This is a genomic window from Streptomyces lycii (genome assembly GCF_009735685.1).
In the GTDB taxonomy this organism is placed as follows: Bacteria; Actinomycetota; Actinomycetes; order Streptomycetales; family Streptomycetaceae; genus Streptomyces; species Streptomyces lycii.
The window spans coordinates 1-11916 of record NZ_WHPN01000174.1; the positions used below are offsets into that span (position 1 = coordinate 1).

At 73.6% G+C, this 11916-nt stretch carries 8 protein-coding genes; 3 read left to right on the forward strand and 5 right to left on the reverse strand.

All coding sequences use genetic code 11. From position 1 onward, the window contains the following. Nucleotides 1-87: 87 nt before the first annotated feature. Together GCU69_RS07220 and GCU69_RS07225 are read right to left on the reverse strand one after the other, a co-directional pair. Entirely contained in the window at nt 88-1620 is a 1533-nt protein-coding gene (locus tag GCU69_RS07220) for an MFS transporter (RefSeq protein WP_098752379.1), read from the reverse strand. Between the two features lie 403 nt (nt 1621-2023). Continuing rightward, a complete protein-coding gene (locus GCU69_RS07225; RefSeq protein ID WP_235978297.1) occupies nt 2024-2674 on the reverse strand; it encodes a TetR/AcrR family transcriptional regulator in 651 nt (216 codons plus the stop codon). Between the two features lie 851 nt (nt 2675-3525). Between GCU69_RS07225 and GCU69_RS07230 the strand changes: the two genes are divergently transcribed. Beyond that, nucleotides 3526-5181, forward strand: coding sequence for a M6 family metalloprotease domain-containing protein (locus GCU69_RS07230; RefSeq protein ID WP_156205444.1), 1656 nt, complete (start codon nt 3526-3528; stop codon nt 5179-5181). 44 nt (nt 5182-5225) lie between these two features. Here the strand turns inward: GCU69_RS07230 and GCU69_RS07235 are convergent, their stop codons facing one another. The 3 genes from GCU69_RS07235 to GCU69_RS07245 form a co-directional block, all read right to left on the reverse strand. After that, nucleotides 5226-7553: an FUSC family protein gene (locus tag GCU69_RS07235; RefSeq protein ID WP_156205445.1), complete on the reverse strand. Its 2328-nt coding sequence runs from the start codon at nt 7551-7553 to the stop codon at nt 5226-5228. Between the two features lie 33 nt (nt 7554-7586). Continuing rightward, the gene (locus GCU69_RS07240; RefSeq protein ID WP_156205446.1) at nt 7587-8363 is read right to left on the reverse strand and encodes an SDR family NAD(P)-dependent oxidoreductase; all 777 of its coding nucleotides are present in this window, start codon (nt 8361-8363) and stop codon (nt 7587-7589) included. 273 nt (nt 8364-8636) lie between these two features. After that, nucleotides 8637-9605: a UDP-glucuronic acid decarboxylase family protein gene (locus GCU69_RS07245; protein ID WP_098754687.1), complete on the reverse strand. Its 969-nt coding sequence runs from the start codon at nt 9603-9605 to the stop codon at nt 8637-8639. Nucleotides 9606-9765: 160 nt separating this feature from the next. On the opposite strand from GCU69_RS07245, the gene GCU69_RS07250 reads away from it, so the two are divergent. Then, complete coding sequence (locus GCU69_RS07250; RefSeq protein ID WP_098754688.1) at nt 9766-10707, forward strand: TauD/TfdA dioxygenase family protein; 942 nt, start codon at nt 9766-9768, stop codon at nt 10705-10707. Nucleotides 10708-10738: 31 nt separating this feature from the next. Further along, nucleotides 10739-11494, forward strand: a complete 756-nt coding sequence (locus GCU69_RS07255) for a class I SAM-dependent methyltransferase (RefSeq protein ID WP_098754689.1) — start codon at nt 10739-10741, stop codon at nt 11492-11494. Nucleotides 11495-11916: the final 422 nt, after the last annotated feature.

Below are 11916 nucleotides of genomic sequence, written 5' to 3' on the forward strand. Positions count from 1 at the left end.
AAGCCACTCAGCGCACTCAGTCACTCGGTGCGCTCAGCCCGCTCAGCCCGCTCAGCGCGCTCAGCCCGCTCAGTGCGCTCAGTCCGCTCAGTGCACGAGCACCGGCGGTGCCGTGTTCTCCGTGCCCTCGCCGGCCTCCGACCCGGATCCGGCCCCCGAGCCGGCCACTGCCGGACCGGTGCCCTGCCGACCGGCGGTGACGAGTCCGTAGGCGATCGCGGCCGACAGCACCAGGATGCCGAGCGCCCACCAGATCGCCGTCGTGTAGCCGTGCACCATCGCCTCCAGCCGCAGCAGGTCCGCGGACCGCGCGCCCGCCGCGTGGGAGGTGGCGTACGCGGTCGTGGCGCTCGCCGCGATCGTGTTCAGCAGCGCCGTGCCGATCGCGCCGCCGACCTGCTGCGAGGTGTTCACCATCGCGGAGGCGACGCCCGAGTCGCGGGGCTCGACCCCGTACGTCGCCAGGCTCATGGCCGGCATGAACGCCGTGCCCATGCCGAGGCCCATCAGGACGAGCCCGGGCAGGACGACAGCGGCGTACGAGGTGTCGGTGTCGATCCGGGTCAGCACCAGCATGCCGAGCGCGGCGACCAGGAAGCCGGGCGTCATCAGCAGCCGCGGCCGGACCCGGGTCATCAGCCGGGCACCGATCTGGGTGGAGCCGGTGATCATGCCCGCGACCATCGGGAGGAAGGCCAGGCCGGTGGCGACGGGGGTGTAGCCCTTGACGACCTGGAGGTAGTAGGTGAGGAAGAGGAACAGGCCGAACATCCCGATGATGGCGAGCCCCAGGGAGAGGTACACGCCGCCCCGGTTCCGGTCGGTGATGACGCGGAGCGGCAGCAGCGGGTTGCGCACCCGGGACTCGACCGCCAGGAAGGTGAGGAGCAGCACCCCGGAGGCGACGAAGAGGCCGACGGTCCCGCCGGCGGCCCAGCCGTCGGTCTCGGCGCGGGTGAAGGCGTAGACCAGGGCGACGAGACCGGTGGTGGCGAGCAGGACGCCGGGGACGTCGAGCCGGGAGGGGTTGCGGCTTCCGGCGGGCTCACGGATGGCGACGAGCGCGCCGGCCGCGGCGACGACCGCGAACGGGATGTTGACGAAGAAGGTCCAGCGCCAGTTCAGGTACTCGGTCAGCACGCCGCCGAGGATCAGGCCGACGGCGCCGCCACCGCCCGCGATGGCTCCGTAGATGCCGAACGCCTTGGCCCGCTCGCGGGCGTCGGTGAACATGACCGCCAGCAGCGACAGCGCCGCCGGGGCCAGCAGCGCGCCGAACACGCCCTGCAGCGCGCGGGCGCCGAGCATCACCGCGGTGTTGACGGCGGCACCGCCGAGCGCAGACGCGGCCGCGAAGCCGATCAGCCCGACGACGAAGGTGCGCCGGCGGCCCCAGAGGTCGGCGACCCGGCCGCCGAAGAGCAGCAGCCCGCCGAAGGCGAGGGCGTAGGCGGTGATGACCCACTGCCGGTTGCCGTCGGATATGCCCAGGTCGGCCTGGGCCGAGGGCAGCGCGATGTTCACGATGGTCGCGTCGAGCACCACCATGAGCTGGGCGAGCGAGATGAAGATCAGCGCCGTCCAGCGCTTCGGATCGGGCCGGAGTTCTGCGAGTGACATGGCTGTGCCTACCTAGCGATACGAAGTCGGATAAAAAGGGCGGGACAGGCCCGGCCGGGGCGGTGTGGCGCCGTTCGGTGACGGGTGTGTGTTCAGGCCGGCGGTGTGCGAAGAGGCCGGTGGTGTCGGTGGTGTCGGTGGTGTCGGCCGAGTCGGTTGATTCGGCTCAGTCGGCTGTGACGGCCGGCTGGGACGGTCGGCTGTGACGGTCGGCTGGGACGGTCGGCTGGGACGGTTGCGCCTGCCGGACCGGCTGTCTGCGGGCCGGATCGGCCGGGACGGCCGGGTGCCGGCCGGGCCGGCGTGCTCGAAGGGGTGGCCGGGCAGGCCGGTTGCGGAAGCGGGAATACGGAATCGGTCGCGGGCGTGCGGCTTGGTCGGGGTCGCGGGCGGTGCGGCTTGGTCAGGGTCGCTGCCGGAGGTCCTCCAGGGTCACGGCGGAGCCCGGGAGTTCGGAGCGCGCCGGGGTGTGCAGGCCGTCCAGGAAGAGCTGGAGGTGCCGGTGGGCGAACCTGTCGAAGTTGAGGCAGCCGCTGTTGGGCAACGGCCGGGTGAGCTGGGTCAGCGCCACCATCAGATCGCCGAACTCGACATCGGCACGGAGCCGGCCGCAGTCCCGCGCGCTCGCCATGATCCGCTCGACGGCGCCTTCCAGCCGCTCGCGGGCCTCGGTGTGCTCGCCGCGCTCCTCGGCGGTCCCGGCGAGCATCGTGCACAGGGCGCCGACCCGCTCGTCGACGACCGCGTGCACGAAGCGGCGGAGCGCCTCGTAGCCGTCGGCCTCCTCGGCCAGCGCGGCCTCGGCCTGATCGGTGATCCGGTGGGTGACGTAGAGGGTGACACGGCGGACCAGCTCCTGCCGGTCCGCGAAGTGCCGGTAGAGGGTGGCGTTGCCGACACCGGCGCGGCGGGCGACCTCGTCGAGCGAGACGTCCGCCCCGTGTTCGACGAACATCTCCCGCGCGGCCGCGACGATCCGCTCCCGGTTGCGCAGCGCGTCGGCCCGGAGGCGGGGCTCCCCGGTGCGCTTCAACGCGGTGGCCGCTGTGTTCACGGTGGTGCTCCTTCCGGGCTCATACGGCTGCGGGCGGCGGGCGCCGACCGGTGGCAGGTCCACCCGGATCCGGGGAGTGATTCCCCGGATCGGCCGGACACAGGAGTAAACGGGGAGCCGCTCCCCGGATACTCCCGATCGACACGTGACACCGGTCACACCACGCTGCCGCCGTCCCACGGGCCACACCCCCGGAGTCCTACGGGCCACACCCCCGCCGTCCTACGGGCCACCCCCCGGGGTCCCACGGGCCACACCCCCCGGGGTCCCACCGGCCACACCCCAGGACAGCGCGCCCCCTCGATGCCTGCACGACACCCGCGTTCGCGGCCGACATGACCGTCCCGCCGCCCCGGCGGCCAACACGACCACCCGTCGCCCGCCGCCCCCACTGCGGACGTGACCGCCCCGCCGCCCGCCAGTCCCACGGCCGACACGACCGCCCCGCCGCCCCGCCACCCCCACGGCCGACGTGACCGCCCGCCGCCCGCCGCCCCTCGAAACCCGTACGACGCCCCGCCTTTGATAGGGGACTCGCCCCCACCCCGCCGACCCCGAAGCCGACGCGCCACGCCCGCCACGCACGCCGCGCACGCCGGGCCGCCCCGTGCGCCCCCATGCCCGGCCGCCGCCGAAGCCCCCCGATCGGCCCACCGTTTCCGCACGTTCGGCGGCGCACCGCGCGCGTCCGTCCGCCCCGGGTGCCCAGGCTGATCCCACGGACGGCCGCAGCGACGGCCCCGTACCGGCCGCTTCCGGACGCCCGGGAGCTGCCGAGCCCGCCCGGCCCGGGCGGCGTACCCCGACCGGGGTGCTCGCCCCGGGCCGCCGAGTCACCGAAGGCGACCGCCATGCAGCAGCCGCAGCAGCCCTCCCGCCGAATAACCCGCCTCCGTACGACGCGCGGTACGCGCCGGTCCGCCCCCGGTGCCGGTCGCCCCGAGCGGCACGACCGGCGGGCGGCGGGACACGGCGGCCGGGCGATATCCGGCGGCGGACGGACCGGCCGCGCGGCGCGGCGCCCCGGCACCGCGCTGCTCACCGGCTCCGCCCTCGCCGCGGCCGTCATATCCGTCGCCGCGGCACCCGCCGTGCCCGTCGCGCACCCCGGCCCGGCCGCCGAGGTCCTGGCCCGGCCCGACGCCACGTGCGCCCCGGTGCACGCCCCCGGTGTGCAGATGTCGGAGGGCATACCCACCCCGTCGGGCCACGCCCCGACGACCGGCACCCTCCGCGCCCTCACCCTGATGATCGACTTCCCGGACGCGCAGGGCGAGGGCCGGGCCCTCGACCGTTTCGCGGAGTTCTTCCCGGAGACCGCCGACTGGTACGAGCGCAGTTCCTACGGCGTCCTCGACTACCGGGCCGAGACCCCGGTCCGGGACTGGCTGCGGATGCCCCGCCCCTTCGCCTCGTACGGAGTCGAACGCGGCGCCCGCTACGAGCCGGGCTACCGACGGCTCGTCCAGGACCTGGCCCGGGCGGCCGACCGGCACGTGGACTTCTCGGCGTACGACCTGATCAACGTCCTGGTCACCCCGAACGCGGGGCCGTCCGCCGTCGACACCGTCCTGTCGGTCACCTTCACCGGCCCGCCCGGCGTCCCGCACGCGGACGGCGTGCCCCTGGACAACATGTCGTTCATATACAGCCGTCAGGACGACGGCACCACGGGCGCGGCGGAGAACGCCTACCGCGTCCTGCCGCACGAGAACGCGCACTCCCTCGGCCTGCCCGACCTCTACACCGGCGAGGGCGGCCGCAAGGCGGGCCACTGGGACCTGATGTCCGAGGGCTGGGGCGCGAACAACGACTTCCTCGGCTGGCACAAGCGCAAGCTGGGCTGGCTCGACGAGGACCGGGAGGTCGGCTGCGCGGTCGGCAGCGGCACCAGCGAGCACACCCTGCTCCCGCTCAACCGCCGCACCGACGCCGGCGCCTCCGGCCCGGGCGCGTCCGCCGCCCCGGCACACCCCGCCGGGCACCCCGCCGCGCACCCCACCTCGAAGCCCGCCTCCGAGCCCCGCCCCCGCCCCGGCTCCCGGACCGGCTCGGGCTCCGATTCCCGGCCGGGCCCCGGCTCCCGCTCCGATGCCCGCTCCGACTCCCGGCCGGGCTCCGGCTCCCGTCCCGGACCCGGCGCGCGCCCCGGCACCGGGACGGGCGCAGGCAGGGGCACGAAGCTCCTCTACGTCCCCGTCACCGGCACCGCCGGATACGCCGTCGAGGTCCGCACCCGGGAGGGCAACGACGCCGTGGTCTGCAAGCCCGGTGTGCTCGTCTACTGGGTGGACACCCGCGTCGACAGCGGCGCGGGACCGGTCGAGGTGCGCGACAGCGCCCCGCGGAGCGGCGGCTGCGCGCAGCGGTCCAACGTCAACGCGGAGCTGACGGACGCGCCGTTCGGCGTCGGCGAGACCTACCGGGACGCGCGCACCGGCATAACCGTCGAGGTGACCGGCCGGAACGCGGACGGCAGCCACGAGCTGAAGGTGTCCCGGCCCTGACGCGGCCGGGACGGTGCGGGTGCGGACGGCCGGGGGCGGGCCGGTCAGCCGGAGGGCGGGGACTGCTTCCCCTTCCTCCCCTTCCGTCCGCCCTCGACCGGCATCTCCAGCGGCTCCGCCAGCCCGATGACGATCTCGTCCAGCCGCTGGATGTGCCGCGCGACGCGTGAACCGACGGGCGAGCGCGAGGGGTGGTCGATGACCGCGATCCCTATCGTGTCGGACGCCGGGAGCAGCCCGCTGTCCGGTTCCTCCTCGGGCTCCTCCAGGTGCCGGGTCAGGCTCCGCAGATTGCGCGACAGCCGGCCGGCGGCGGAGGCGACGCGGGGGTCGGGCGCGATGCGGCTGTTGCCGGTCAGCTGTTCGGCGACGGCCGCCAGTCCCCGTACGTGGTAGGCGGCGGTGTCGAGCAGCGCGACGACGTAACGCGCCTTCTGGCTGCGGGAGCGGAGCGGGCTGACGGGGTGGGTGAGCGGCTGCACGGCGGACCGCAGGTCGTCCAGCGCGTCGTCGAGTTCGCGGGCGGAGTCGAGCAGGTCGACGGCGCCCGCCCCGCCGCCCGCGCCCGCCGCGCCGCCCGCGCCGTCCGCGCGGTCTCCGCTGAGCCGCCGTACGGCCTCCTCGACGACGTCCCTCATCCGTTCCAGCACGGTCCGCAGTTGCTCGTCGGTGTGTTCGCTGGTCCGCACCGGCAGGACGAGCAGCGCGGCACCGAGGCCGCAGGCCGCACCGATGGCGGTCTCCTCGATGCGCAGGATCAGGATCTCGTCGCTGTAGGTGTGCAGGACGGTGAAGAGCAGGCCGAGCATGGCCGTGGTGAAGAACGACATCAGGGTGTACGACACGGGTGCGGTGTAGAACATCGCGAAGACGAACACCAGCACGAGCACGAAGGCCAGCCCGCTGTTGCCCGCGACCAGCCCGGTGAGTCCGACACCCGCGATCACCCCGATGACCGTCCCGGCGAGCCGCCGGTAGCCCTTGACGAGGATCTCGCCGGTCGACGAGGTCCCGAGGAAGACGACCCAGCAGGTGAGCACGGCCCAGTACCAGCGCTGGGAGGACAGCAGTTCACCGCTGACGATGGCGAGGGCGGAGCCGACGGTCACCTGGAAGGCGATGCGGGTGCTCGGCCGCTGGAGGCCGCGCGGTTCGGCGTCCTCCTCCTTCTCCTTCTGCGCCTTCTCGCCCGGTTCGCCCTCCAGGTCGGCGAGGTCCATGGCCAGCGGTTCGGCCTCGGCGCGCAGGGACAGCTCCTCCGTCTCCAGTTCCTCGCGGTACTGCCGGGTCTTCGGGCTGTCCTCGTCGGTCTCGCTGCCGGCCGTACCGAGCGCGACCCGCAGACCGAGCACGCTGAACGCCAGCTCGCCGGCCGCGCGCAGCGCCTCCTGGTCGGCGGCCGGGACACCCTCCAGACCGGCGTTCTCCCGGTAGCCGAGCAGCCGGTCCCGTACGTATCCGAGGCCGACGGGGGTGCGGCGCTGGAGCCAGTCGCGGCCGACGGCCTCGTACAGCTCGCGGAGCCGGCCGGTCAGCCCGGGGGTGTGCGGCGGGCGGTCGGGGTCGAGCAGCACGGCCGCGAGCCGTTCGGTGGCGATCTCCATGCCGGCGACGCGGCGCTGGACGGAGGTGGCTGTGCGGGCGTCGGGGGTGCTGTCCTCCAGCCGTCCCTGGATCATCAGCGCGCACTCGTGCAGCCGCTCGATCCGCCGGCGCAGCCGCTTCTCGGTGCGCTCCCGCCCCGCGCCGTCGCGCCCCTGCCCGGCCAGCTCCACCATCAGCCCGACGGCCTGCCGCAGCCGGGTCCGGAAGGATCCCATCAGCAGGCTCAGCGTCTGCTCCGGCGTCACCCGCAGCAGCCCGAACCGCACCAGCGCGCCGCAGCCGAAGGCCACCGCGACGACGCCGACGAGCATCGGCAGCTTCGCCGCCCCCACATGGACGAACTGGGCCACGAAGAAGAGCTGGAACGAGATCATCCCGAGCGCCTTGCCGCGCTGCCCGTACCGCCGTACGTACACGGCCGCGAAGATGACCAGCACGAAGACGATGTCGGCGACGACGCGGTACGGAGCGAGCAGCGTGCCGGCCGCGACGGCGGCGCAGGCGACGGGCAGCCCGAACGCGAGCGTCACGGCCTGGTCCTTGAGCAGCGTCTCGCTGACGGCGACGGTCGAGATCAACGCCGTCAGCGCCCCGGCGACCTGCACCATCACGGGTGCGCCGAGCAGTACGAGCACGAGCAGCGTCAGCCCGATGGACACGACGGTGCGCAGCCCGGCCATCAGCCGGAGCAGGCCCGGGTCGGAGGCGGGCAGGGGCAGGGCGCGGCCGCGGAGCCGGGCCCGGAGGGCGGAGAGCGAAGTGATCATTCTTCGGTTCTCCCTACCCCGTTCGGCGGCTCGTTACCAGCTCACGCGCCCCTCGTCGCCGAAGAAGCCGCCGGTGGGCCCGTCGTCCGGCAGGGTGGCGAGTTCGACCAGGGCCCGTGCGCCCTCGCTGACATGGCGGGGGGCGCGGTGGTCGTTGATGTCGGTGGCGGTCCAGCCGGGGGTCGCGGAGTTGATTTTGATGTGGGCGGATTCCGGGTCCCTGGCGAAGGCCATCGCGTACTGCACGGTCAGCATGTTGAGCGCCGCCTTGGAGCAGGTGTACGCCATGCGCCGGTCCGCGTCGCCGGGGAGGTCGGCGCCCTCCGAGGTCAGCGTCAGGGATCCCGTCGTGCTGGAGACATTGACGATACGGGGCGCGGCGGAGCGGCGCAGCAGGGGCAGGAAGGCGTGGGTGACGGTGACCACGCCGAAGACGTTGACCTCGAACATGTCCCGCATCTCGACGGCCGTCGTCTCGGCGGCCGGACTGCCGACGAACGCACCGGCGTTGTTGACCAGGACGTCGAGGCGCCCGTGCTCGGCACGCACCCGGGCGGCGGCGGCCCGGACCTCGTCGGCGTCGGTGACGTCGAGCCGGACGGGCGTGACCACGGCGCCCTCGGCAGCCAGGGCCCGGGCGGCGGCCGCTCCGCGGCCGGGGTCACGGCTGCCGAGCAGCACCGTGACGCCGCGCAGCGCCAACTGCCGGGCGGTCTCCCGGCCCAACCCCTTGTCGGCCCCGGTGACCAGGGCCACGGTCTCCTTGTCCACGGTCTCCTTGTCCACGGGCTCCCCGTTCACCGGCTCCATGTCCACGGGCTCCTTGTCCGAAAGTCCGCCGCGCCGCGGCTCTTTGCTCCCGCGTCCGCCGCGCCGCCGTCTCCTGCTCCTGGTCCTGCTTCTGGTGCTGCTTCTGCCTCTGGTCCTGCTTCTGGTCCTGTTTCTCCTGCTTCTGTTTCTGCTGCTTCTGTTTCTGCTGCTGGTTCCGGTCCTGCTCCCGACGCTCGTGCGCCGCGGTCTGCCGCGCGGTCCGGCCGCCCCTGGGCCGCCCGCCCGCGCTCCGCCCGTTCACGGGCGGCCTCCTCACCGGTCGAGCGCCGTCAGGGCGGCGCCGCGCAGTTCCTCGGGGCGGGCCACGAACCAGGCCACCGTCCGGCGGATGCCCTCCTCCAGGCCGATCTCGGGGCTCCAGCCGAGCGTCTGGCCGGCGCGCGTGATGACGGGGCGGCGCCGGGGCGGGTCGTCCTGCGGCAGCGTCCGGTGCAGAACGGGCGAGCGGGAGCCGGTGGCCCGCAGCACGAGTTCGGCCAGCTCCAGCATCGTGCGCTCCTCGGGGTTGCCGAGGTTGACCGGGCCGGGCTCGGCGCAGTCCAGCATGGCGAGCAGTCCGCGCACGAGGTCGTCGACGTAGCAGAAGCTGCGGGTCTGGGCGCCGCCTCCGTAGACGGTCAGCGGTTCGCCGTTCAGCGCCTGGGTGATGAAGTTGGTGACGACCCGGCCGTCGCGCGCGCTCATCCGCGGGCCGTAGGTGTTGAAGATGCGGACGATGCCGGTGCTGGTGCCGAGGGTCCTGGCGTGGGCCGAGGCCAGCGCCTCCGAGAACCGTTTCGCCTCGTCGTAGACGCTGCGCGGGCCGATCGGGTTGACGTTGCCCCAGTACTCCTCCGGCTGCGGGTGGACCGCGGGGCTGCCGTAGACCTCGCTGGTGGAGGCGAGCAGGAAACGGGCGCCGTGCCGCCGTGCCAGGGCGAGCGCGTGCTCCGTGCCGCGGCTGCCGACCGCGAGTGTCTCCAGCGGGCGCCGCAGATAGTCCGGGGGCGAGGCCGGGCTCGCCAGATGGGCCACCGCGTCCACCCGGCCGGCCACGTCGAGGCCCCGGCTGACGTCCCGCTCCAGGAACACGAAGCCGGGGTGGTCCCGCAGATGCTCCAGATTGGCGAGGCGCCCGGTGGACAGGTCGTCGACGCAGACGACTCCGTCCCCCCGTTCCAGCAGCGCGTCACAGAGATGGGAACCGAGGAAGCCGGCCCCTCCGGTGATGACGACACGCATTGATGCCCTCCTAGTCGGCCGAACGGCCACGCTATTGGCAATAGAATTGCCTTACGTGTTGCCTATTTGTCAACGCCTTGGCAATAATTGCCCCGTTGGGCACATCCATCGTCCGAGCCCGGGTGGGCCACAGCAGTGACCCACGCCAGAAAGGTGCACGATGACTGACACCGTCCTCGCTCCGACCCGCCTGGAGGCCGTCCCGCTGACCGGCACCCTCGGCGCCGAGATCCGGGGGGTCGACGCCGGCCGCCCGCTCGACGACGGGACCGCGGCCGAGCTTCGCGCCGCCGTGCTGCGGCACAAGGTGGTGTTCCTCCGCGACCAGCAGCTGACCTACGAGAGCCAGGTGGCGTTCAGCGAGCGCTTCGGCGAGCTGACGAGCGGCCACCCGATCTTCGCCTCCGCCGAACGGGAGCCGCTGCGCCGCGAGATGGACTCGCACAAGGGCATGCGGGCCAACCACTGGCACACGGACCTGACCTTCGTCGACCGGCCCCCGGCCTTCGCCGTGCTGTACGGGGTGGTCATCCCGCCCGTCGGCGGCGACACCATGTGGGCGGACGCGGCCGCCGCGTACGCGAGCCTGCCGGACGAACTGCGCGACCTCGCCGACCGCTTGCGGATCGTGCACAGCAGCGACTCCGACTACACCTCGATCTACGAGCGCGAGGCCGCCACGAACGAGGCCGTCGCCGCCGTCCACCGGGGCATGGTCTCCCAGGTCTTCCAGGCCGAGCACCCGGCCGTCCGGGTCCACCCCGAGACCGGCGAACGGTCCCTCCTGCTGGGCGGCTTCGCGACCCGGGTCGCGGGCCTGCCCCGGCAGGCATCGCGCGATCTGCTGCGGGTCCTCCAGGAGCACGTGACCCGGCCCGAGCACACGGTGCGCTGGAAGTGGCGCTCCGGAGACCTCGCAATCTGGGACAATCAGGCCACCCAGCACTACGCTGTCTTCGACTACGGCGACGCCCGCCGGGTGTGCCAGCGCACCACGGTGGCCGGTCCCGTCCCGGTCGGCATCGACGGCCGCCCGGGGGTCGCCCTCACCGGTGACGCCTCCGCCTACTACACGGGCGCTACGAGCCGGAACGCGGACTGACCGACGGACCAAGAGGTCGAAAGGCACAGATATGTCAGGCACGGACAGGCCCGCGTCCAAGTTCGACGACCCGGCGTTCTTCGGACACCTGTGGGCGGACGCGTACGACGAGAGCACCGACCTGGATCCGACCGAGGCGGTGGACTTCCTCGCCGCCCTCGCCGACGGCGGGCCCGCCCTGGAACTCGCCGTCGGCACCGGCCGTGTGGCACTGCCGCTCGCCCGCCGGGGCGTCGAGGTCACCGGGGTCGACGCGTCCCGGAAGATGATCGACAAGATGCTGGCCAAGCCGGACGGCGGCCGGGTCGAGGCCGTCGTCGGCGATCTGACGGACGTGCCCGCAGAGGGCCCCTTCCGGCTGGTGTACCTGGTCTACAACACGCTGTTCAACCTGCGGGACGCCGACAAGCAGGCGGCCTGCTTCCGCAATGTCGCCCGGGTGCTGGAGCCGGGTGGCGCGTTCGTCATCGAGTGCTACGTACCCGATCCGCCCTACTACGACCAGAGCCGGCAGCTGTCGGTGCGGGAGGTGACGGAGGACTCCGCGACGATCGATCTGCACGCGCACGACCGGAACGCCCAGACCTTCATGCGGCAGAGCATCACGTTCGACGCCGACGGTGTGCACCTGCTGCCGCACTCCGAGCGGTACTGCTGGCCGAACGAGCTCGACCTGATGGCGTCCCTCGCCGGGCTGCGGCTGACGGAGCGGTACGCCGGCTGGGGGCGCGAGCCGTTCGGACCGGAGAGCCGGGACCACATCTCGGTGTACCGCGCGCCGTCCTGAGCGGTTCTCCGACGCCGACGCGCCGGCCGGGTCCGTCCACGAAGGACCCGGCCGGCGCGTTCGTGTGTGCTGTGGGACGCGGAGGATACGGGCGTACGGGACGCCGGTCCCGAGTCCGGTCCCTGTCCCGATTCGGCTCCGATCCCGGCTCCGATCCCGGCTCCGCTGCCGGTCCCTCTGCCGGTCCCTCTGCCGGTCCCGGTGCGGGCCCGGTCCAGAGCCCGGCGCCCGTCCCGGTACGGTCCCGTCCCCGGACCCGACGCCGGTCCCCGATTCCGCTGCCGGTCCCGGTGGGGTCCCGGTCCCGGTGGGGCCCCGGTCCCGGTGGGGTCCCGGTCCCGATCCCGCCGCCGGTCCCGCTTCCGGTGCCGAAGCGGGCAGCGGGCGGCGCACGGCAGGCGGCGGGCGGCCGGCCGCGGTGG